The organism is Pseudomonas sp. MF6394, from assembly GCF_002018845.1.
GTDB classification, from domain to species: Bacteria; Pseudomonadota; Gammaproteobacteria; order Pseudomonadales; family Pseudomonadaceae; genus Aquipseudomonas; species Aquipseudomonas lactis.
Genome location: NZ_MVOJ01000045.1, coordinates 15,145 through 36,107, shown reverse-complemented (window position 1 = coordinate 36,107; position 20,963 = coordinate 15,145). Strand labels below are relative to the sequence as shown.

Sequence of the window (20,963 nt, the reverse complement as noted above, 5' to 3'; positions counted from 1 at the left end):
CTCCCACATTTGTTATGCGCCAGCCCTACTGAAAGCGGCAACTGCCGATTGCCGCTTTACTGGCACTACGCGGAAATCGCTTGCCGCTTTTCTGGCAGAGTCGCCGGCAACTCCCCTGGAAACCCTTGATATACGGGCCACCGCAAGATTGGCATGCACCTTGCTATAACCCTGCTAACGAACAGCAGGTCAGCCTAAAGGTTTCCGCCATGAGCATCAGCTTCGATAAAGCGCTCGGTATCCACGAACAAGCCCTGGGCTTCCGCGCCCAGCGTGCCGAAGTCCTGGCCAACAACATTGCCAACGCCGACACCCCGAACTACAAGGCTCGGGACTTGGACTTCTCCGCTGTGCTCGCCGCACAACAGGACAAGACCAAGAACGGCACCTTCGCCTTGAATATGACCAACAGCCGTCACATTGAAGCGCAAGGCCTGAGCAAGGGTGACGAGTCGCTGCTGTATCGCACACCGATGCAGCCGTCGATCGACCAGAACACCGTCGACGCCCAGCTGGAGCAATCGAACTACGCCGAAAACTCGGTGAACTTCCAGGCCAGCTTCACCCTGCTCAACAGCAAATTCAAAGGGCTGATGTCAGCCCTGCGTGGAGAGTAAGCCATGTCCCTGTCCAGTGTTTTCAATATTGCCGGCAGTGGCATGAGCGCGCAGACCACGCGTTTGAACACCGTCGCCAGTAACATCGCCAACGCCGAAACCGTCTCCTCGAGCATTGACCAGACCTATCGCGCCCGCCACCCGGTGTTCGCCACCATGTTCCAGGGGGGGCAGGCAAGCGGCAGCGATTCGTTGTTCCAGAACCAGGACGCCGCCGGCTCCGGTGTGCAGGTGTTGGGCGTGGTCGAAGACCAGAGCAATCTGGAGGCCCGTTACGAGCCCAACCACCCGGCCGCGAACGAAAAGGGCTACGTCTACTACCCCAACGTCAACGTGGTTGAGGAAATGGCTGACATGATCTCCGCCAGTCGCTCGTTCCAGACCAACGCGGAAATGATGAACACCGCCAAAACCATGATGCAGAAGGTTCTGACCCTGGGTCAGTGATAAGGGGCGCCAAATAATGGCCATCGTTGATACGTCTAACAACACGGCGGTTCAGGACCTTTTCAATTCCAAGGTCAAGACCGCGACGAACAACAGCAGCGTCAGCGACGCTTCCAAGACGGCGACGGGCAATCAGTCGCTGGGCAAGGATGCGTTCCTGCAACTGCTCGTCACCCAACTGAAAAACCAGAACCCGCTGTCGCCCCAGGACAACGGCGCGTTCGTGGCGCAGCTTGCACAGTTCAGCAGCCTGGAAGGCATCAACACCCTGAACGACTCGGTGAACAACATCTCCAGCAACTTCAGCTCGTCGCAGGCGCTGCAGGCTTCGTCGCTGGTGGGGCGCTCGATCATCATCCAGACCGACAAGGCCATGGTGGATACCAGCAAGAGCATGACCGGTTCGGTGGCAGTAACCTCGGCGGTGGGCAATGTCTCCGTCAAGATCACCGACAAAGACGGCAATGTGGTGCGCACCGTTGACATGGGCGCCCAGAGTGCCGGTACCCAGAGCTTTATCTGGGATGGCAAGAACGACAAGGGCGAGGTTGCCCCAGCTGGCACCTACACCTTCAATGCCACCACCAAGAACGACAAAGGCGACGCAGTGGCCTTGACCACTTCGCTGCCCGCCACGGTCACCAGCGTGACCCTGAGCAAGACAGGCGGCGAAATGCTGCTCAACCTTGCAGGCGGCATGGGCAGCGTCAAGCTGTCGCAAATTCAGACTATCGGTACATAGAGCCGGCTAAATACGGCAGAGGGAGAGAAACATGTCTTTTAATATCGGCCTTAGCGGCCTCTATGCGGCCAACAAACAACTGGACGTGACCGGCAACAACATCGCCAACGTCGCGACCACTGGCTTCAAGTCATCCCGTGCGGAATTCGCCGATATCTACGCGGCTTCCAAGCTGGGCACCGGCCAGAACAGCATCGGCAACGGCGTGAACCTGGCGGCGGTGTCGCAGCAGTTCACCCAGGGCGACGTCAACGGCAGCGGCGGCATCCTCGACATGGCGATCCAGGGTGGTGGTTTCTTCGTACAGAAGGGCAGCGACGGTTCGCTGGAGTACACCCGTAGCGGTGCTTTCCGCGCGGACAAGGATGGCTACATCACCAACAACACCGGCACTTCCCGCCTGCAAGGGTATGCCGCAGACGATAATGGCAAGATCAGCAAGGGTGGCTTGGTCGACCTGCAACTGAATCTGGCGAACCTGCCGCCCAAGGCGTCCACCAAGGTCGACTCCACCAGCAACCTGAACTCCTCGGAGCCGGTGATCGACCAGACGGCCAAGCCGTTTGATCCAACCAAGACCGACACCTTCACTACCCAGTACAGCACCACCTTGTACGACTCCCAAGGTAACGCGCACCCGATGGTGCAGTACCTGGTGAAAACCGACGGCAACAAGTGGAATGCCTATACCCTGATTGACGGCCGCAACCCCGATGGTTCGGCTCCGACCGGCACCCCTTCGACGCCACCTGTGCCGTCGACATTGACCTTTGACGGCGCTGGCAATCTGACTACCGTCGTCACCAATGGTGTGTCCGACAAGACCCTGACCGTTGCCGGTTGGGTTCCCGGCAAGGTAACTGACGGCGTATGGAAGGCTAACGGTGCGGATGCCAACCCGGGTGGTATCGCCATCAACATGGCCAACATTACCCAGTACAACTCGGCCACCTACCGTAACCCTCCGGTCACCGATGGCTATGCCACCGGCCAGATCACCGGCCTGAAGATCGACGGCAGTGGCGTCCTGTTCGCCACCTTCAGCAACCAGCAGAGCAAGGCCATCGGCCAGATCTCCTTGGCCAGCTTCAACAACGAGCAGGGCCTGCAGCCAGCCGGTGCAACCACCTGGAAAGAGACCTTCGCCTCGGGCCAGCCGGGTTATGACAACCCGCAGGCCGGTACCCTGGGTTCGATCGTGGCCAACTCCCTGGAGAACTCCAACGTCAACCTGACCAGCGAGCTGGTTGACCTGATCAAGGCCCAGAGCAACTACCAGGCGAACGCCAAGACCATCTCCACCCAAAGCACCATCATGCAGACCATCATTCAGATGACCTGATGCCACCGCGCTAATACCCGCACACCAAAAGGCCCCTCGATCGAGGGGCCTTTTTGTGTGCGCGCGTTAATAGTTTACCGCCTGTTTCATCTCGCCTTGCTGCTGGAACGTCCAGCGTCCATTGCGCCACGTACGGGGCACGGGCGCCTGTCGCCCATCGACCAGCGGGAGAGAGGCATGGCGATGTACAAGCAGTGGGAAGGGGCACCAGCAGGCAGCCATTGGTTTGTCCCGAGTGATTTCAGCGCCGGTGTATACGGACGCAAAAGTCAGTCGGATGAACCCGGGGGAGGCAAGTCCTCTGATGCTGAGTCGGTCAGGCAACTGCTCGATCAACTGAGGGATGCCGAGAAAACATCCAAGAGCCAGACCGTCCAATACCTTCGTGACCAGTTGAACGCGAAGCGCGAAGAACTGGGTGACGAAAAATTCAAAGAGATCATGCAGGAGTTGATCGCGAAGGCGGACGTCTCGTGGCTGGAGATGCTGCGGCGTCTGATGAGGGAATGGTTTCCGGAAACCGACGATACATCACCCAAACCTTCGCCACCTTCTCCTGGCCCGTCGCCAGGTGGGGGAGGTGGCGGAGGCGGTGGTGGCAGGCCAAGCCCCGGCAATTTCGGGCCCAGTGAGCCCATGAGTAATCTGCCGATTACCGAAGGCTCCAAGCATTTCAACTACAAGCCTGATCAAAGTAACCCAGGAAAAAAGCCGGACAACATCTGGAGCGGATTCAGCCAGGGCCCCGATGGCAATTGCGTCACGGTTTCAGCAATAAAGGGCGCAATGATGAAGTTTGGCCAGAAACCCACCGACGTTTTCAAGGAGGTAAAAGAGACGGCAGACGGTTACCACGTGAAGATGCGCGACGGCTTCGAACTTGATCTATCCAAGGATGAATTAAAGCAGGCGGCCAGGTATGCGCAGTTCAAGGGGGACAATCCGAGCATGCTGACCGATGCCAACTTCATGTTCACAGCGAGCGCCAAGCGGGCACAGATGGAAGGGAATGGCCTGGACGACAACCCGAGTCAATCCAAAAGAAGCTTCGCCCATGCGATGCAAAGTTTGAACAACGGCGAAATGCCCCACGAAGCATTGGATCGCCTGGGTTTGAAAGGGCTTTACCGGCAGTCTTCAAGCGGTGAGCTGGCGAGCGGCAAGCTCGGTGTCGTGGCCTACGATCGCCATTCGATGGCGGTCATCGACGGGCGCGTGGAGTTGTGGGGGCGCCGAGGTGGCGCGCCCAAGCAGGGCATTGCGTACGCGTTTCTCTAGGAGTAAGCAAAAAGCCCGATAAACCCTATGCAGTCGGGGTCTATCGGGCTTTTTCAATCCAGGGGGACAATACCCCTGAACTGGCTCAGCTTATTGGCAAGCTTCGCAATCCGGCTCGTCAATCGCGCAGGCCTTTGGCACCGGTGCCGGGCCGGCTGGCGCTGCGAGTACAGAGTCATCACCGTGGTTGCCGCTGGACACTGCGTTCAGCTTGCCGGTGTTGATGGTCGACTTCTCGGTGCTGGTGGCGGCCAGGGCACGGAGGTAGTAAGTGGTTTTCAGGCCACGGTACCACGCCATGCGGTAGGTCACGTCCAGCTTCTTGCCCGAAGCGCCGGCGATGTACAGGTTCAGGGACTGGGCCTGGTCGATCCACTTCTGACGACGGCTGGCGGCGTCAACGATCCACTTGGTGTCCACTTCGAACGCGGTCGCGTAGAGCTCTTTGAGTTCTTGCGGGATGCGCTCGATCTGCTGCACGGAACCGTCGTAGTACTTCAGGTCGTTGATCATGACCGAGTCCCACAGGCCGCGGGCCTTGAGGTCGCGAACCAGGTACGGGTTGATCACGGTGAATTCGCCCGACAGGTTCGATTTCACATACAGGTTCTGGTAGGTCGGTTCGATCGACTGCGACACGCCAGTGATGTTGGCGATGGTGGCGGTCGGTGCGATGGCCATGATGTTGGAGTTACGAATACCTTTCTGCACACGGGCACGTACCGGCGCCCAGTCCAGGGTTTCGTTCAGGTCAACGTCGATGTACTTCTGGCCACGTGCTTCGATCAGGATCTGTTGCGAATCCAGCGGCAGGATGCCCTTGGACCACAGCGAACCCTGGAACGTCTCGTAGGCGCCACGCTCGTCGGCCAGGTCGCAGGAAGCCTGGATCGCGTAGTAGCTGACCGCTTCCATGGACTTGTCGGCGAACTCGACGGCTGCGTCCGAACCGTAAGGAATGTGCTGCAGGTACAAAGCGTCCTGGAAGCCCATGATGCCCAAGCCAACCGGACGGTGCTTGAAGTTGGAGTTCTGCGCCTGTGGCACCGAGTAGTAGTTGATGTCGATCACGTTATCGAGCATGCGTACAGCGGTGTTGACGGTGCGTTCCAGCTTGGCGGTGTCCAGCTTGCCGTTGACGATGTGGTTCGGCAGGTTGATCGAGCCCAGGTTGCAAACGGCGATCTCGTCCTTGTTGGTGTTCAAGGTGATCTCGGTGCACAGGTTCGAGCTGTGGACCACGCCCACGTGCTGCTGCGGGCTGCGCAGGTTGCATGGGTCCTTGAAGGTCAACCATGGGTGGCCGGTTTCGAACAGCATGGACAGCATTTTGCGCCACAGGTCTTTGGCCTGGATGGTCTTGAACAGCTTGACCTTGCCTGGGTACTCGGTGAGGGCTTCGTAGTACTCGTAGCGCTCTTCGAAGGCCTTGCCGGTCAGGTCGTGCAGGTCCGGCACTTCGGATGGCGAGAACAGAGTCCACTTGCCGTCATCGAAGACGCGCTTCATGAACAGGTCAGGGATCCAGTTGGCGGTGTTCATGTCGTGGGTACGACGACGGTCATCACCGGTGTTCTTGCGCAGCTCGATGAACTCTTCAATGTCCATGTGCCAGGTTTCCAGGTAGGCACACACAGCGCCTTTGCGCTTGCCACCCTGGTTCACGGCAACGGCGGTGTCGTTCACCACTTTCAGGAACGGTACGACGCCCTGGGACTTGCCGTTGGTGCCCTTGATGTACGAACCCAGTGCGCGCACCGGTGTCCAGTCGTTACCCAGGCCGCCGGCGAATTTGGACAGCATGGCGTTGTCGTGGATCGCGTGGTAGATGCCCGACAGGTCATCCGGCACGGTGGTCAGGTAGCAGCTCGACAGCTGTGGACGCAGGGTACCGGCGTTGAACAGGGTCGGGGTCGACGACATGTAGTCGAAGGACGACAGCAGGTTGTAGAACTCGATAGCGCGGTCTTCTTTGTTCTTCTCTTCGATCGCCAGGCCCATGGCCACGCGCATGAAGAACACTTGCGGCAGTTCGAAGCGGATACCGTCCTTGTGAATGAAGTAACGGTCGTACAGGGTTTGCAGGCCCAGGTAGGTGAACTGCTGGTCGCGCTCGTGGTTGATCGCCTTGCCGAGTTTTTCCAGGTCGAAGGTGGCCAGGACCGGGTTCAGCAATTCGAATTCGATACCTTTGGCGATGTAGGCCGGCAGGGCCTTGGCGTACAGGTCGGCCATCTCGTGGTGAGTGGCACTGTCGGCGACTTTCAGGAAGCCCAGGCCTTCGGCGCGCAGGGTGTCCATCAGCAGGCGCGCGGTCACGAACGAGTAGTTCGGCTCACGCTCGACCAGGGTACGGGCGGTCATCACCAGGGCGGTGTTGACGTCGGTCAGGGCCACGCCGTCGTACAGGTTCTTCAGGGTTTCGCGCTGGATCAGGTCACCGTCGACTTCTTCCAGGCCTTCGCAGGCCTCGGTGATGATGGTGTTCAGGCGGCCCAGGTCCAGCGGTGCGAAGCTGCCGTCGGCCAGGGTGATGCGGATCGACGGGTGCGCTTGAACGGCGGCTTCTTCGGCCGGGGAACGTACGGCACGTTCCTTGGCGCGCGAGTCACGGTAGATCACGTAGTCGCGGGCCACTTTCTGCTCGCCGGCACGCATCAGGGCCAGTTCAACCTGGTCCTGGATTTCTTCGATGTGGATGGTGCCGCCCGATGGCATGCGACGCTTGAAGGTCGCGGTGACCTGTTCGGTCAGGCGGGCAACGGTATCGTGGATGCGCGACGAAGCGGCAGCGGTGCCGCCTTCAACTGCAAGAAACGCTTTGGTGATGGCGACGGTGATTTTGTCATCGGTATAAGGAACGACAGTGCCGTTACGCTTGATCACGCGCAGTTGGCCAGGTGCGGTGGCGGACAGATCCAGGTTCGAATCAGCGGCCTGCGGCACGGAGCCTTGCGGGTTCTCGCGAGTTGTGTCGGTTTGCATGAGGGGGTGTCTCCACATTCTATATTTATTTGGGCACCATCACGGTGCCCACCGTTCCGTCCTGAAGCACTTACAGCAGGCCTGGGCCTGGCATAACAACTTCGGGACAGGAGGAAGGGAGCTCATCGCGCCGCTTCCATGCCGAAGTCTTTGGTTCGGGGCCGGGGAGCCCTTCGCCGTATTCCTGGTGGGTGACAGTGGCCCCATTCAAGCCCTGCAACACCCGTACCGTTTTCTGCCAATCGGGCTGGAAAACGGTTGCCATCCGCGTGCGCGGTTTGGGCTTTCAAAAAATGCTTTGGTTCAACCAGACGCGAGCAAGAAAGCGCTTGAGTTTCTTGCCGGATATGTGTTTGGTCTTTTCGCTGAAAACCCTACATGTAGGGTTTTTTTAGCGCCGAGGTACAAGATAATGCGTTTTGGGGGGCTTAGCAACGCACTACCTGTGGATAACGCTGTGGGTAAAATGTGTATGAATCATGGAACACCCGTGTAGGCCGCATTACTACTGGATTACACCGTTTGTCACCGAATATTCCCGGGTAGAAACTGCCGGCGGGAATTTTGAGGGCGCGAACCCTACCACAAAAAATCGCCATGACCGAATGGATTTCCCGGCTTGTGTTCAAGGGCCTGTGCATGGCTACAATCGGCCTTTGTTATGCCCTCAAAACATGACAACCAGGCTATGCCTGCGGAAGATCAATAGGTGGGAGCTGGCTTGCCTGCGATGGCGGGGTATCGGCCACCAACAGGCGCGCTGACCCACCGTCATCGCAGGCAAGCCAGCTCCCACACCGACCGTATTTCACATTCGATTGTGTCGGCCAGAAGAACTTCTTATAAAAACGAGGACAATGCATGGAGCAAGAAGCCTGGCAGATACTGATCGTCGAGGACGACGAGCGACTCGCCGAGTTGACCCGTGAGTACCTGGAAAGCAACGGCCTGCGCGTGTCGGTAGAAGGCGATGGTGCCAAGGCCGTGGCGCGCATCATCGCCGAGCAGCCGGACCTGGTGATCCTCGACCTGATGCTGCCCGGCGAAGACGGCCTGAGCATCTGCCGCAAGGTGCGCGAGCGCTATGACGGCGTGATCCTGATGCTCACCGCGCGCACCGACGACATGGATCAGGTGCTGGGCCTGGACATGGGCGCCGACGACTATGTGTGCAAACCCGTGCGCCCGCGCTTGTTGCTGGCGCGTATCCAGGCGCTGCTGCGCCGCAGCGAACCGGTGTTGCCCGTTGCAGTGGAAACCCAGCGCCGCCTGCAGTTTGGCCCGCTGGTGGTGGACAATGCCTTGCGCGAAGCCTGGCTGCAGGAAGGCAGCATCGAACTGACTAGCGCTGAATTCGACCTGCTGTGGCTGCTGGTTGCGAACGCCGGGCGCATCCTGTCCCGCGAAGAAATTTTCATCGCCCTGCGCGGCATTGGTTATGACGGCCAGGATCGCTCGATTGACGTGCGTATCTCGCGCATTCGACCGAAGATCGGCGACGATCCGATCCACCCACGCCTGATCAAGACCATCCGCAGCAAAGGCTACCTGTTCGTCCCCGAAGCCGCTGCCGATATGCCGCTGTGAACTCGATCTTCCTGCGCATCTACGGCGGCATGTGCGCCGCGCTGATCCTGGTGGCGCTGCTCGGCGCCCTGGCGCTGCACCTGCTCAACGACGTGCGCAGCGGCCAGTACCGTGAGCGCCTGGCCCACGGCACCTTTGCGTTGATGGGCGATAACCTGCAACCCATGAGCGCCATTGAACGCCAGCGCGCCTTGGCGGTGTGGGAGCGTTTGCTCGGTATTCCGCTGGAGCTGCGCACGTTCACCGACGCGCAATTGGACCTGGGCCAGCGCAACCGCCTGCAACGCGGCCAGGTCCTGGTGGAACAGACCGGCCCCCACGCGGCGCGGGTGCTGCGGTTGGTCAGCGAGCAAGAGCAACTGGTGCTTACCGGCGAGGTGCAGCAGATCAGCGAGCAATTGGCCCGTGCGACTATTTACCTGCTGGCCGACGAACTGGTGCGTTTTCCGGTGGCCGAACAACCTCAGCGCCTGGCCGACATCAAGCACGCCAAGGGCTTTGGTTTTGAAATGCACTTGACGGCCCTTGACCAGGCCGACATGGACGACGACCAGCGCCGTCGTGTGGCGGAGGGCGATACGGTGATGGCGCTGGGCAAGGGCGGCGATTCGATTCGCGTGTTTGCCGGCATGGTCGGTACCCCGTGGGTTCTAGAGATCGGCCCGCTGTACCAGATGAACCCGTACCCGGCGCAATGGCTGATCCTGATCACCTTGATTGGCCTGACCCTGATCGGCTTGATCGTCTATCTGCTGGTGCGACAACTTGAGCGCCGGCTCAAAGGCCTGGAGGCGGCGGCCACGCGTATCGCCAAGGGCAACCTGGAAGTGCGCGTGCCGGCTCGCGGTGCCGACTCGGTCGGGCGCCTGGCGTCAGCTTTCAATGGCATGGCTGAGCACTTGCAGCAATTGCTGGCGATTCAGCGTGAGTTGGTGCGCGCGGTGTCTCACGAGCTGCGCACACCGGTCGCGCGCCTGCGCTTTGGCCTGGAGATGATCGGTGACGCTGCCACGCCCGAAGCCCGGCGCAAATACCTGGAAGGCATGGATGGCGATATCCAGGACCTCGATGGCCTGGTGGACGAGATGCTCACTTATGCCCGCTTGGAGCAGGGCGCGCCGGAGCTGAATTTCCAGCGCGTGGACCTTAATGCATTGCTCGACCAGGTGATTGGCGAATTATCGCCATTGCGCCCGCAGGTCACCGTCACCCGGGGTATTTGCCTGTCCTCGGCGCATTGGGATGACGCCTGGGTCGACGCTGAACCGCGCTACTTGCACCGCGCCCTGCAAAACCTGGTGAGTAACGCCATGCGCCATGCCAAGGGCCAGGTGCTGATCAGTTATCAGGTAGGGCAGGTGCGTTGTCGCATCGATGTGGAAGACGACGGCCCCGGCGTGCCGGAAAGCGCCTGGGAGCGGATCTTCACGCCGTTCCTGCGCTTGGATGACAGCCGTACCCGCGCTTCTGGCGGGCATGGCCTGGGCTTGTCGATCGTGCGGCGGATTATCTATTGGCACGGCGGGCGGGCGTTGATCAGCAAGAGCAACAACCTGGGCGGGGCGTGCTTTAGCCTGAGCTGGCCCAGGGATCAGGATAAACCCTGAAACCCAACTGTAGGAGCGAGCTTGCTCGCGAAAAACTCACAGGCGCCGCGTTTATTCAGGCAGCACGCGTTATCGTTGAGGTTTTTCGCGAGCAAGCTCGCTCCTACATTGCGACAGCCACCAGGCTCAACAACTGCTCCCCTTGCACCACAAACTGCCCTTCCAGCTCTTTGCCATGCTTCCATTCTTGCGAAAGATCGGTCAGCAACCGCAACCGCACCCTCCCAGCCGCTGACCACTCCAACACCTCGGCATGCTCGAAATAAAAGCGCTTGTGCACGATCGGATAGAGCGCCTTGAACAGGCTTTCCTTCACCGAAAACGTCAGCGTCACCAGCAAGGCGTGTTGCTCGCGGGGCAGGGCAGCCATGCGCTGCAGCTCATCGGCCGTCAAAATTTCCCCGGCCAGGCGTTCGGCCCGTTCCAGTGACAGCAGGTGCTCCAAGTCCATGCCCAGCCCGCGCCATTGCGCCTTGTGCCCGACAATCGCCGCGGCGTGCCCGGTGCTGTGGGTGATGGAACCACTGATATGCCCTGGCCAGACCGGGGCGCGGTCTTCGCCGATGGCCGGGATGCAGTGCAGATGATCGAGTCGTTGCAGCGCTTCGCGTGCGCACAGGCGGCCGGCGAGAAATTCCGCCTGGCGCTTGGCGACCGAGCGCTGGATGCTCGCGGGCGGCGGCACATCGCAGCGCTGGAAATCGCCCGGGCTCAATAAAGCCGGGTCGAATCGCGTGCTCAAAAACACCGTGCCCGGCAAGGGAACCGGCAACGGCCAATGATCATCGAGTGGGGTGCAGCAAGCGGGTAGGGGCGTCATGCGCGGTATTTTGCCGAGTTGGCACGCCAGTGGATAGCCCGGTGCGGTTCAGCTGCGGTTCAGAGCCTGTTCAGGGGGAGTTCAGGGGCGCCTGCGTAGTCTGGACCCCACAGCCTAAACGCGTATGAGGTAACCACCATGACTGCGATCAAAAAGCTGATGTTGGCCTTGACCATGCTTGGCGCCACTGCCGGCGTGCAGGCGTCCGATGGCGCCTTTGCGGCCTTTGGCAGCGAGAAAACCAAGAAATCCAGCAACCTGATCCATCGTGTCAGCTTCGAAGACGCCGGCACCCAGGCCGCGCCTTGGGGCCAGGCCCTGGGCGCTACCCCTGCGCAACCCGACTATCGCAGCGGCTATGCGCACCTGACCGGCCACTACAATGGCATAAAACTGCGCCCCCAAGAGCTGCAGGGCCGCTATGATATCCCCCTGTCGGCTAGTTGAATTGCAGTGGAGAACCTTATGAAATTGCTGGTGGTGGAAGATGAGGCGCTGTTGCGTCATCACCTGTTTACCCGCCTGACCGACAGCGGGCATGTGGTCGAAGCCGTGGCCAACGCCGAAGAAGCCCTGTACCAGACCGGCCAATTCAACCATGACCTGGCGATCATCGACCTTGGCCTGCCCGGTATGGGCGGCCTGGACCTGATTCGCCAGTTGCGCACCCAGACCAAGACCTTCCCGATCCTGATCCTCACCGCCCGCGGCAACTGGCAGGACAAGGTGGAAGGCCTGGCGGCCGGGGCCGACGACTACGTGGTCAAACCGTTCCAGTTCGAAGAGCTGGAGGCGCGCATGAACGCTTTGCTGCGCCGCTCCAGCGGTTTTACCCAATCGACTATTGTTGCCGGGCCGCTGCTGCTAGACCTCAACCGCAAGCAAGCCTCCCTGGACGAGCAACCCCTGGCGCTGACCGCCTACGAGTATCGGATCCTCGAATACTTGATGCGTCATCATCAGCAAGTGGTCGCCAAGGACCGCTTGATGGAGCAACTGTACCCGGATGACGACGAGCGCGATCCAAACGTGATCGAAGTGTTGGTCGGCCGTCTGCGCCGCAAGCTGGAAGGTCCGGCCGGGTTCAAGCCGATCGATACCGTGCGTGGCCTGGGCTACCTGTTCAATGAGCGCTGCCGTTGATTCGTTCGCTACGTGTGCGCCTGATGCTGGCGGCCGCCACCCTGGCCGTGCTGTTTATGCTCGGCTTGTTGCCGGCCATGCAAGGCGCATTCAGCCTGGCGCTGCAGGATTCCATCGAACAGCGCCTGGCGTCGGATGTGACCACCCTGATTTCCGCGGCGCGGGTCGACAATAACCGTCTGCTGATGCCGGCGCAGTTGCCCGATGAGCGTTTCAACCTCACCGACAGTCGGCTGTTGGGCTATATCTACGACCGTGAAGGCCATCTGGTATGGCGCTCGCGGGCGACCCAGGAAGAAAACATCAACTACAAACCGCGCTACGACGGGCGCGGCAACGAGTTTGCGCGCATTCGCGAGGCCAATGGCCAGGAATTCTTCGTGTATGACGTCGAGGTCCGGCTGCTGGGAGGCAAGAGCGCGGCGTTCAGCATTGTCGCCTTGCAGCCGGTACGCGAATACCAACTGACCCTGGAAGGCCTGCGCGAGAACCTCTACCTCGGGTTCGGCGCGGCCTTGCTGGTGCTGTTGACGCTGTTGTGGCTGGGCCTGACCTGGGGCCTGCAGGCCCTGCGACGCCTGAGCCATGAACTCGACCAGATCGAAGGCGGCACCCGCGAAAGCCTCAGCGAAGAACACCCCCGCGAACTGCTGCGCCTGACCGGTTCCCTCAACCGCTTGCTGCACAGCGAGCGCGAACAGCGTGCGCGCTACCGCGACTCCCTGGATGACTTGGCCCACAGCCTGAAAACGCCGTTGGCGGTGTTGCAGGGCGTGAGCGAAGACATGGCCCAGCGCCCCGAAGAACGTAGCCAGGCGTGGGTGCTGCAATCGCAGATCGAACGTATGAGCCAGCAGATCGGTTACCAGTTGCAGCGTGCCAGCCTGCGAAAAAGTGGCCTGGTGCGTCACCAGGTACGCCTGGAACCGGTGGTGCAAAGCCTGTGCGATACGCTGGAAAAGGTTTATCGCGACAAGCGGGTCACCGTGACGTTTGATCTGCCGCAGGCCTGCGAGGTGCCTATCGAAAAGGGCGCGTTGCTTGAAATGCTCGGCAACCTGCTGGAAAACGCCTACCGCCTGTGCCTCAAGCAAGTGCGTATCAGCCTGGTGGAAAACTTCGACGGCATCGAGCTGTGTATCGAAGACGACGGCCCTGGTGTGCCACCGGACCAGCGTGCACGGATTCTGCAGCGCGGCGAACGGCTCGACCGCCAGCACCCGGGGCAGGGGATAGGGCTGGCGGTGGTCAAGGACATCATTGAAAGCTATCACGCGCGGTTGACGTTGGGGGATTCAGCGTTGGGTGGGGCGGCGTTCAGGATTCACTTTCCTGCCTTGTGATCTGCACTGCCCTCATCGCAGCATGGGTATCTACACAACTTCGGTACGACGCTAAACCTGTGGCGAGGGAGCTTGCTCCCGTGACGACCGGACAGCCGATGCTTATCTACCTGACGCCCCGCGATCCAAATGTGGGAGCTGGCTTGCCTGCGAAGGCGGCCTAACAGTCAACACAGTTGGACCGGGTACATATCCGTTATTTAGGCAACGGCCACTTAGGGTTCCGCCCTGACGGCGGCTCACTTTCGAAAAGCGCGAAAGTAAGCAAAACGCTCTTGCCCCACCACTCGGCACCTCGCCCAGGCTCGGTGTGCCCGAACGCAGGCAAGCCACACGTTGGATGTATGCTTGCCGCCAGTGTGCTTTAGGCCTCGATGCCGAGCATATCCCGCGCCAGCGCCTCGGCGATCCGGATCCCGTCGACACCCGCCGACAGAATCCCACCGGCATACCCTGCGCCTTCACCGGCCGGGAACAAGCCTTTGACGTTCAGGCTCTGCATCGACTCATTGCGGGTAATGCGCAACGGGGACGAGGTGCGGGTCTCGATGCCGGTCAGCACCGCATCGTGCAGCGAGTAGCCTTTGATCTGTTTCTCGAACGCCGGCAAGGCTTCGCGGATGGCTTCGATGGCGAAGTCCGGCAAGGCCAGGGCCAGGTCGCCCAACGACACGCCAGGTTTGTAGGACGGCTCCACACTGCCTAGGGCGGTGGAGGGCTTGCCGGCGATGAAGTCGCCCACCAGTTGCGCGGGGGCCTCGTAGTTACTGCCGCCGAGGATGTAGGCGTGGGATTCCAGGCGTTCCTGCAACTCGATACCGGCCAGCGGGCCGCCCGGGTAATCCACCTCGGGGGTGATGCCTACCACGATGCCCGAGTTGGCATTGCGCTCGTTACGCGAGTACTGGCTCATACCGTTGGTCACGACGCGATGGGGTTCCGAGGTCGCGGCCACAACGGTGCCGCCCGGGCACATGCAGAAGCTGTAGACCGAACGGCCATTCTTGGCGTGGTGCACCAGCTTGTAGTCCGCTGCGCCCAGCTTGGGGTGGCCAGCGTATTTGCCCAGGCGTGCGGCGTCGATCAGCGACTGCGGGTGCTCGATACGGAAACCCACCGAGAACGGCTTGGCTTCCATGTACACGCCGCGGTCGTGGAGCATGCGGAAGGTGTCACGGGCGCTGTGGCCCAGGGCAAGAATCACGTGCTTGGAGAGGATCTGCTCGCCGCCGTCGATGACCACGCCGTTCAATTGGCCGTCTTCGATCAGCACGTCGGTGACCCGCTGTTCGAAGCGCACTTCACCGCCCAGGGCGATGATCTGCTCGCGCATGTTTTCCACCACGCCGGTCAGGCGGAAGGTGCCGATGTGCGGCTTGCTGACGTAGAGGATTTCTTCCGGCGCGCCGGCCTTGACGAACTCGTGCAGCACTTTGCGACCGTGGAATTTAGGGTCCTTGATCTGGCTGTACAGCTTGCCGTCGGAAAAGGTACCGGCGCCGCCTTCACCGAATTGCACGTTGGACTCGGGGTTGAGCACGCTTTTGCGCCACAGGCCCCAGGTGTCCTTGGTGCGTTGGCGTACTTCCTTGCCGCGCTCGAGGATGATCGGCTTGAAGCCCATCTGTGCCAGCAGCAGCCCGGCGAAAATCCCGCAGGGGCCAAAGCCCACCACGATTGGCCGCTCAGCCAGGCCTTCCGGCGCCTGGCCCACCACCTTGTAGCTGACGTCCGGTGCCGGATTGACGTTGCGATCATCGGCAAACTTGAGCAGCAGAGGGGCTTCACCCTTCACGTTCAGGTCAACGGTGTAGATGAAGCACAGCTCAGAGGTCTTTTTACGCGCATCGTAGCTGCGCTTGAACAGGGTGAAATCGAGCAGGTCATCACTGGCGATGCCCAGGCGCTGCACGATGGCAGTGCGCAGGTCTTCTTCGGGATGGTCGATGGGCAGCTTGAGTTCAGTGATTCGTAACATGACAGGATCCGGTAGGCGGCGGGCAAGAAGGCCGGCTGTTTTGCAAACCGGCGATTATAAGCCCCAATGGCGACTTTCCGTCAGGTTAATCGTCCCGCGAGCCGCCGAACGCCGCGCAACCGCGCTGCACCTGGCCGTTCACGCGCAACTCGGCGCTCATGTGTTGCAGGCTGCCGCTCACACTGTCGACGCAGCGCTGGGGCGCCACCCACAGTTCGATGTGCTGGTTATTGGCTTCGGTCATCAGGTTGAAACGGCCGTCGCCCAGTTGTTCCTCGACGTACGGCACTGCCAAAGGTGGCTGGCCTTCGCGTTCCAGCACCATGCCCTTGGCCGTGACATTCATTGCCCAAGCGGGTTTATGGCCATTGGCCCGCAGGATCATGCGCTTGAAGTCCGGGTCGGAGCAGGCTGAGGTCGAGCGTTCGACGCGATACAACTGTTGCAGGTCCACTGAGCCCTGGGTGCCGCTGGCGACCCCGGAAAACTTGCCACGCAGGTCGGCAAACAGCATGCCCTGCTGGCCAGCCAGCGAGGCCGCTTCCTGCAGGACGCTGGTGCCGCCGGTGTCGTTGACCACGTAGCTACGCTGGTCGCCACATGGCTGGAACAGCAGTTTGCCGTCCACCGCCGTCAACTCACCCTGCATACGGGTCAGCCCGACAGTCGATGGCTTGGCCGGCTCGCTTTCAAACAATTGGCAGGCGGCGAACAGAGGAAGCAAGGCAAACAGGGCGAGGGTACGGGCGGCGCGCATTATCGGGTCTCCAGGCAAGTGCCGCCACGTTACGCAGGCTGGCCGTGCATCACAAGCCCGCTTGCCAGCTTCAGGCGTTTCTTACAGATATCACCTTCAACCTACGATAAAGGTCTGACCGGTTTGCAGGCCTTCGACGCTTTTCGCGTAAGCCAGCGCCACATCGGCGGCGGGGGCAGGTTTATAGCCGCGGAAATAAGGGGCATAGCTGCCCATGGCTTCCAGCAACACCGTCGGGCTGACCGAGTTGATGCGCAGGCCGCGTGGCAACTCAATGGCCGCCGCTTTGACGAAGGCGTCCAATGCACCGTTGACCAAAGCCGCCGAAGCGCCGGTGCGGATCGGATCACGGTTCAGAATGCCGCTGGTGAACGTGAACGAAGCGCCATCGTTGGCGTACTCACGACCGATCAACAGCAGGTTGACCTGGCCCATCAGCTTGTCACGCAGGCCCAGTTCGAAATCGCTGTCGTTCATGTCTGCCAGGGGCACGAAGTTGACGTTGCCTGCCGCGCAGATCAGGGCGTCGAACTTGCCGGTCTGCTCGAACAGACTGCGGATCGAGGCGCTATCGCTGATATCCACCTGAAAGTCGCCGCTGGTGCGGCCGATGCTGATCACTTCGTGGCGCTGGGCCAGTTCCGCCTTGACCGCTGAACCGATGGTGCCGCTGGCACCGATCAATAGGATTTTCATCGTGCTGTTCCTCTGGGCTGATTCCCTGTAGGAGCGAGCTTGCTCGCGAAGAACGTCAACGATCACGCGGTAAAACTGACTACACGGCGGCGATCTTGAGTTTTTCGCGAGCAAGCTCGCTCCTACAGTGGTATGGGGTTGCATTCAGTCTAGTGTGGCTTTTTAGTCGGATAAACGCGCTAATAGGCAACCTTTGGTTTTCAAATGGAAACAATCCATGAGCGAAATGGATGACCTGGCGGCGTTCGCCGTGCTGATCGAAGCCGGCAGTTTCACCGTGGCGGCTGCACAATTGGGCTGCAGCAAAGGGCAGTTATCCAAGCGCATCAGCCAGTTGGAAGCGCAGTTCGCCGTGGTACTGCTGCACCGCACCACGCGCAAGCTGAGCCTCACCGCTGCCGGCGCGGCGTTGCTGCCCCAGGCACAAGCGTTGGTGGTGCAGGTGGAACGCGCCCGCCAGGCCTTGGCGCGACTCAAAGATGATTTGGCCGGCCCTGTGCGTATGACCGTTCCGGTGTCGTTGGGCGAAACCTTCTTCGATGGTTTGTTACTGGAATTCTCCAAGCAATATCCCCAGGTGCAGATCGAGCTGGAGCTCAATAACAGCTACCGAGACTTGGCACGCGATGGCTTTGACTTGGGCGTACGCTCCGGCGCCATCGAACATGAACGCCTGGTGGCCAAACCCTTGCTGGCCTGGCATGAAATGACCTGCGCCAGCCCGGCTTATCTGGAACAGCATGGCGAACCACTGACCCCGGCGGACCTGGCGGCGCACAGCTGTCTGCTCAACAGCCATTACAGCGGCCGCGAGGAATGGTTGTACCACCAGCAACACGAACTGCTGCGGGTAAAGGTGAGCGGCACCTTCGCCTCCAACCACTACAACCTGCTGAAAAAAGCCGCGTTGGTCGGCGCCGGTATTGCCCGCCTGCCGTCCTACGTTCTACCTGCGGAACTGGCTGACGGCCGATTGCGCTGGCTGCTGCGCGACTATCAGACACGCAGCATGCCGATGTACCTGGTGCATCCCTATCAGGGCGGCCTGCCACGGCGTACCCAGGTGTTGGCCGACTACCTGGTGGACGGGTTCAAGCGCAGCGGCGAGGCACTGGACCGACTTCAGCGATAACGACGGGCAATCAGGTGGTCGACGGACAGCCAACCCGGCCCTTTGGCAAGCAACAGCAATAACAGCGCCAGCCAGGTGCCGTGAGTGGGATAGGCGTCCGGGTAGACGAACAGCTGGATGGTCAGGGTCATACCGATCAAGGCCAGGGCCGAAAACCGCGTGGCGAACCCCAGCAGGATCAATACCGGAAAAAAGTGCTCGGCAAAGGTTGCCAGGTGCGCGGCCACCTGCGGCGACAGCAGAGGCAGTTGGTATTCGCTGCGAAACAAAAACAGGGTCGAGGCGGCAAGTTTGGGCTCGCCCCATTGGAAGGTGCCGCTGATCAGGTCGATGGCAAAGCCCTCGACCTTGGTCTGCCCGGACTTCCAGAACACCGCCGCAATGGAGAAGCGCGCGATAAAGGCGATCAGGCTGTAGGGGATTTTTTCAAACAGTGCGACGGTTCGCTTTACCAGGCAGGGAGCGGGAATGTTCATGGCAATACCTCGGGTGGCAGGTGCAAATGGGTGATGGCGTCGTGGCTGATCAACAGCGTGAGACATTGGTGCAAATCGAATTCGGTGGAGGCTTCCAGAGCATCAGCTATGGCCATCTCCAACCCAGCGCCTTGGTTGAGGCGGTTGATAAAGGTCACTGATCCGCTGTCGACAGCGAATACCTTGACCGCCAACCCTTGGCGCAAGACCAGCGCGCCTTGGGCATACCAGGGGTTCAAGCTGGCGACGGCCCCGTCGGTCTGGTGCGCCGCCCAAACCGATACCACCGCGTAGGAAGATTCCAGCGTGGCGAGTGACGGATGCAGTCGTACACGCAGTTGCCCCAGTTGCACGCAACCTTGCAGTTGCTCAAGTACGCTGTGCTGATCCAGGACCTGGCAATCCGACGCGTGATAAGCGCGAACCCGTACGCGTTCCAGCCGGGCGACATCGGCCAGGTAGGGCACGCTTGAGGCCGGTTCGAAAGCCTGGATAAAGTCAGCGAACGTGCCGCCGTACTCACTGATCAACGGGCTGATAGGCGGGTGGGCCTGGACATACAGGCCGGCCATGGTGCGGAAAAACTCATCGCCGACCAGTTGCCGCGCCACCGGGTAGGCGGCTACCAAGGCATTGATCAACGCGCTATGCACATTGTTGCGATACACCGCAAAGCGGCTCGCCGGCTCGGCACCGTTGCTGCTGAACACGCCCTCGGGGCAGGTTGCTTGCGGGGCCAGTAAAGCCTGGGCAAATGCCTGCTGAATACTCATCGGGCCACCTGCGACAAATACCCTTCGGCCTGTCGAGCCTCTACTTGCAAAACGCTGAACGCGGGCACCTGGTTATCCCGCTCGATCAGCGTGGCCACAGCTCCCGTCCGCGCCAATACCTGTGCGTACAGCTGCCACACGGCGTTATCGATCGGCGCGCCGTGGTCATCGATCAGCAGGCGGTCGCCCAGGCTGTCAGTGTCTTCGGCAAAGCCGGCCAGATGAATCTCACCCACTGCGTGCAATGGCAGGGCATCGATGTAGGCCAGCGGGTCGCGCTGATGATTGATGCAGGACACGTAGACGTTGTTGACGTCGAGCAGCAGGCCGCAACCGGTACGGCGGATGATCTCGCTGATAAAGTCGGTTTCGTCCAGGGTAGAGCGCTGGAACTGCAGATAAGTGGACGGGTTTTCCAGCAGCATCGGACGCTTGAGCGTGCTTTGTACTTGGTCGACGTGTGCGCATACCCGCTCCAGGGTGCTGGCGTCGTAGGCCAGGGGCAGCAGGTCGTTGAGAAACACCGGGCCGTGGCTGGACCAGGCCAGGTGTTCGGAAAAAGACTGGGGTTGGTAGCGTTCGATCAGCGTGGCCAGGCGAGCCAAGTGCTCGCGGTCCAGAGGGCCTTCGCCGCCAATGGACAGGCCGACGCCATGCAGTGACAGGGGGTACTGCGCACGAATCAACCCCAGATAGTGGTGAAACGGGCCGCCGGCCACCATGTAGTTTTCGGCGTGTACTTCGAAAAAACCGATGTCGGGGCGGGTCTCGAGCACCTCGGTGAAGTGCTCGGTCTTGAGCCCCAGCCCGGCCCGATAGGGCAGGCCGGGCGCCTGAGCCGGTGAGACCGCGTGTTGGGCTGTAAGCGTCATCATCAGTACTCAGGCTGCGCGGGGGTCAGGATTGGGCGGTGAAGGCCGCTTCCTGGCCAAAACCGGTCGGCGAGGTGGTGCTTGGGGTCTGGGTGCACGTGCCGGCAGGGACCAGTTTCCAGGCATTGGCCTGGTCTTTGGTTTTGGAGGTGCCAGCGCAGGAAGTACCGGCGCCCGCGGCGCAGTCATTCTTGCCGGCTTCAGCCACGCCGAAGCATTTCTGCATGTCGTCGGCCGCGTGGGCGGTGGTGGTCAGGGCGGACAGGCTCAGGGCAGAACCAAGGGCCAGAACGAGGGTGGCAGCGGACAGTTTGGTGGTCATGGTGTGTCTCCAGCAGTGGTTGAATGCGCAGGTTTGATTGCCTGCA

Annotated in this window: 20 protein-coding genes; 11 read left to right on the top strand and 9 right to left on the bottom strand. The window is 60.8% G+C overall.

Annotated features, from left to right (window positions below; all coding sequences use genetic code 11):
* Positions 1-209 precede the first annotated feature (209 nt).
* From flgB to MF6394_RS30310, 5 genes are all read left to right on the top strand, one after another.
* Positions 210-617: a flagellar basal body rod protein FlgB gene (gene flgB, locus MF6394_RS30330; protein WP_003193573.1), complete on the top strand. Its 408-nt coding sequence runs from the start codon at positions 210-212 to the stop codon at positions 615-617.
* 3 nt (positions 618-620) lie between these two features.
* Entirely contained in the window at positions 621-1,064 is a 444-nt protein-coding gene (flgC, locus tag MF6394_RS30325) for a flagellar basal body rod protein FlgC (protein ID WP_044267590.1), read from the top strand.
* Positions 1,065-1,080: 16 nt separating this feature from the next.
* Positions 1,081-1,806, top strand: coding sequence for a flagellar hook assembly protein FlgD (gene flgD / locus MF6394_RS30320; protein WP_003193570.1), 726 nt, complete (start codon positions 1,081-1,083; stop codon positions 1,804-1,806).
* A gap of 31 nt (positions 1,807-1,837) precedes the next feature.
* Positions 1,838-3,148 (top strand): flagellar hook protein FlgE, encoded by a 1,311-nt coding sequence (gene flgE / locus MF6394_RS30315; protein ID WP_047711608.1) that lies wholly within the window; start codon positions 1,838-1,840, stop codon positions 3,146-3,148.
* A gap of 177 nt (positions 3,149-3,325) precedes the next feature.
* Positions 3,326-4,426: a hypothetical protein gene (locus tag MF6394_RS30310; RefSeq protein ID WP_177345162.1), complete on the top strand. Its 1,101-nt coding sequence runs from the start codon at positions 3,326-3,328 to the stop codon at positions 4,424-4,426.
* Between the two features lie 90 nt (positions 4,427-4,516).
* Here MF6394_RS30310 and MF6394_RS30305 read toward each other — a convergent pair whose 3' ends face one another.
* Entirely contained in the window at positions 4,517-7,411 is a 2,895-nt protein-coding gene (locus MF6394_RS30305) for a ribonucleoside-diphosphate reductase subunit alpha (protein WP_032895655.1), read from the bottom strand.
* 861 nt (positions 7,412-8,272) lie between these two features.
* On the opposite strand from MF6394_RS30305, the gene MF6394_RS30295 reads away from it, so the two are divergent.
* The gene (locus tag MF6394_RS30295) at positions 8,273-8,998 is read left to right on the top strand and encodes a response regulator (RefSeq protein ID WP_032895658.1); all 726 of its coding nucleotides are present in this window, start codon (positions 8,273-8,275) and stop codon (positions 8,996-8,998) included.
* Positions 8,995-10,605 (top strand): ATP-binding protein, encoded by a 1,611-nt coding sequence (locus tag MF6394_RS30290; protein WP_044267581.1) that lies wholly within the window; start codon positions 8,995-8,997, stop codon positions 10,603-10,605. The genes MF6394_RS30295 and MF6394_RS30290 overlap by 4 nt, the downstream gene beginning before the upstream one ends.
* Positions 10,606-10,708: 103 nt before the next feature.
* Here the strand turns inward: MF6394_RS30290 and MF6394_RS30285 are convergent, their stop codons facing one another.
* Entirely contained in the window at positions 10,709-11,425 is a 717-nt protein-coding gene (locus MF6394_RS30285) for a 4'-phosphopantetheinyl transferase family protein (protein ID WP_078468144.1), read from the bottom strand.
* A 138-nt stretch (positions 11,426-11,563) separates the two neighbouring features.
* On the opposite strand from MF6394_RS30285, the gene MF6394_RS30280 reads away from it, so the two are divergent.
* The 3 genes from MF6394_RS30280 to MF6394_RS30270 are packed head-to-tail and all read left to right on the top strand — an operon-like array spanning position 11,564 to position 13,911.
* Complete coding sequence (locus tag MF6394_RS30280) at positions 11,564-11,872, top strand: hypothetical protein (protein WP_003193560.1); 309 nt, start codon at positions 11,564-11,566, stop codon at positions 11,870-11,872.
* An 18-nt stretch (positions 11,873-11,890) separates the two neighbouring features.
* On the top strand, positions 11,891-12,568 hold the full coding sequence (locus tag MF6394_RS30275; protein ID WP_003193559.1) for a response regulator: 678 nt from the start codon (positions 11,891-11,893) through the stop codon (positions 12,566-12,568).
* Positions 12,565-13,911 carry an ATP-binding protein gene (locus MF6394_RS30270; RefSeq protein ID WP_044267577.1) on the top strand — a complete coding sequence of 449 codons (1,347 nt, stop codon included), beginning with the start codon at positions 12,565-12,567 and terminating at the stop codon, positions 13,909-13,911. Before MF6394_RS30275 ends, MF6394_RS30270 begins: the two co-directional genes overlap by 4 nt.
* A 364-nt stretch (positions 13,912-14,275) precedes the next feature.
* Here the strand turns inward: MF6394_RS30270 and MF6394_RS30265 are convergent, their stop codons facing one another.
* From MF6394_RS30265 to MF6394_RS30255, 3 genes are all read right to left on the bottom strand, one after another.
* Positions 14,276-15,889 (bottom strand): NAD(P)/FAD-dependent oxidoreductase, encoded by a 1,614-nt coding sequence (locus MF6394_RS30265; protein WP_003193556.1) that lies wholly within the window; start codon positions 15,887-15,889, stop codon positions 14,276-14,278.
* 85 nt (positions 15,890-15,974) lie between these two features.
* Entirely contained in the window at positions 15,975-16,646 is a 672-nt protein-coding gene (locus tag MF6394_RS30260) for a COG3650 family protein (RefSeq protein WP_032895666.1), read from the bottom strand.
* A gap of 96 nt (positions 16,647-16,742) precedes the next feature.
* Positions 16,743-17,342: a short chain dehydrogenase gene (locus MF6394_RS30255; protein ID WP_069558413.1), complete on the bottom strand. Its 600-nt coding sequence runs from the start codon at positions 17,340-17,342 to the stop codon at positions 16,743-16,745.
* Positions 17,343-17,559: 217 nt separating this feature from the next.
* On the opposite strand from MF6394_RS30255, the gene MF6394_RS30250 reads away from it, so the two are divergent.
* On the top strand, positions 17,560-18,474 hold the full coding sequence (locus MF6394_RS30250; RefSeq protein WP_069558412.1) for a LysR family transcriptional regulator: 915 nt from the start codon (positions 17,560-17,562) through the stop codon (positions 18,472-18,474).
* Here the strand turns inward: MF6394_RS30250 and MF6394_RS30245 are convergent.
* The 4 genes from MF6394_RS30245 to MF6394_RS30230 are packed head-to-tail and all read right to left on the bottom strand — an operon-like array spanning position 18,465 to position 20,917.
* Complete coding sequence (locus MF6394_RS30245; protein WP_044267569.1) at positions 18,465-18,950, bottom strand: DoxX family protein; 486 nt, start codon at positions 18,948-18,950, stop codon at positions 18,465-18,467. The two genes, MF6394_RS30250 and MF6394_RS30245, sit on opposite strands and share 10 nt — an antisense overlap.
* Positions 18,947-19,723: an HvfC/BufC N-terminal domain-containing protein gene (locus MF6394_RS30240; protein WP_078468143.1), complete on the bottom strand. Its 777-nt coding sequence runs from the start codon at positions 19,721-19,723 to the stop codon at positions 18,947-18,949. Before MF6394_RS30240 ends, MF6394_RS30245 begins: the two co-directional genes overlap by 4 nt.
* The gene (bufB, locus tag MF6394_RS30235) at positions 19,720-20,598 is read right to left on the bottom strand and encodes an MNIO family bufferin maturase (RefSeq protein WP_078468142.1); all 879 of its coding nucleotides are present in this window, start codon (positions 20,596-20,598) and stop codon (positions 19,720-19,722) included. Before bufB ends, MF6394_RS30240 begins: the two co-directional genes overlap by 4 nt.
* 22 nt (positions 20,599-20,620) lie before the next feature.
* A complete protein-coding gene (locus MF6394_RS30230) occupies positions 20,621-20,917 on the bottom strand; it encodes a BufA1 family periplasmic bufferin-type metallophore (RefSeq protein ID WP_044267561.1) in 297 nt (98 codons plus the stop codon).
* Positions 20,918-20,963: the final 46 nt, after the last annotated feature.

Bases quoted from the DNA above. Each gene is read 5' to 3' on its own strand.
- MF6394_RS30250 (WP_069558412.1), top strand. From the start codon at position 17,560: ATGAGCGAAATGGATGACCTGGCGGCGTTCGCCGTGCTGATCGAAGCC.
- MF6394_RS30305 (WP_032895655.1), bottom strand. From the start codon at position 7,411: ATGCAAACCGACACAACTCGCGAGAACCCGCAAGGCTCCGTGCCGCAG.
- MF6394_RS30310 (WP_177345162.1), top strand. From the start codon at position 3,326: ATGGCGATGTACAAGCAGTGGGAAGGGGCACCAGCAGGCAGCCATTGG.
- bufB (WP_078468142.1), bottom strand. From the start codon at position 20,598: ATGATGACGCTTACAGCCCAACACGCGGTCTCACCGGCTCAGGCGCCC.
- MF6394_RS30295 (WP_032895658.1), top strand. From the start codon at position 8,273: ATGGAGCAAGAAGCCTGGCAGATACTGATCGTCGAGGACGACGAGCGA.
- flgC (WP_044267590.1), top strand. From the start codon at position 621: ATGTCCCTGTCCAGTGTTTTCAATATTGCCGGCAGTGGCATGAGCGCG.
- flgE (WP_047711608.1), top strand. From the start codon at position 1,838: ATGTCTTTTAATATCGGCCTTAGCGGCCTCTATGCGGCCAACAAACAA.
- flgB (WP_003193573.1), top strand. From the start codon at position 210: ATGAGCATCAGCTTCGATAAAGCGCTCGGTATCCACGAACAAGCCCTG.
- MF6394_RS30275 (WP_003193559.1), top strand. From the start codon at position 11,891: ATGAAATTGCTGGTGGTGGAAGATGAGGCGCTGTTGCGTCATCACCTG.
- MF6394_RS30285 (WP_078468144.1), bottom strand. From the start codon at position 11,425: ATGACGCCCCTACCCGCTTGCTGCACCCCACTCGATGATCATTGGCCG.
- flgD (WP_003193570.1), top strand. From the start codon at position 1,081: ATGGCCATCGTTGATACGTCTAACAACACGGCGGTTCAGGACCTTTTC.
- MF6394_RS30265 (WP_003193556.1), bottom strand. From the start codon at position 15,889: ATGTTACGAATCACTGAACTCAAGCTGCCCATCGACCATCCCGAAGAA.
- MF6394_RS30255 (WP_069558413.1), bottom strand. From the start codon at position 17,342: ATGAAAATCCTATTGATCGGTGCCAGCGGCACCATCGGTTCAGCGGTC.
- MF6394_RS30245 (WP_044267569.1), bottom strand. From the start codon at position 18,950: ATGAACATTCCCGCTCCCTGCCTGGTAAAGCGAACCGTCGCACTGTTT.
- MF6394_RS30280 (WP_003193560.1), top strand. From the start codon at position 11,564: ATGACTGCGATCAAAAAGCTGATGTTGGCCTTGACCATGCTTGGCGCC.
- MF6394_RS30260 (WP_032895666.1), bottom strand. From the start codon at position 16,646: ATGCGCGCCGCCCGTACCCTCGCCCTGTTTGCCTTGCTTCCTCTGTTC.
- MF6394_RS30240 (WP_078468143.1), bottom strand. From the start codon at position 19,723: ATGAGTATTCAGCAGGCATTTGCCCAGGCTTTACTGGCCCCGCAAGCA.
- MF6394_RS30230 (WP_044267561.1), bottom strand. From the start codon at position 20,917: ATGACCACCAAACTGTCCGCTGCCACCCTCGTTCTGGCCCTTGGTTCT.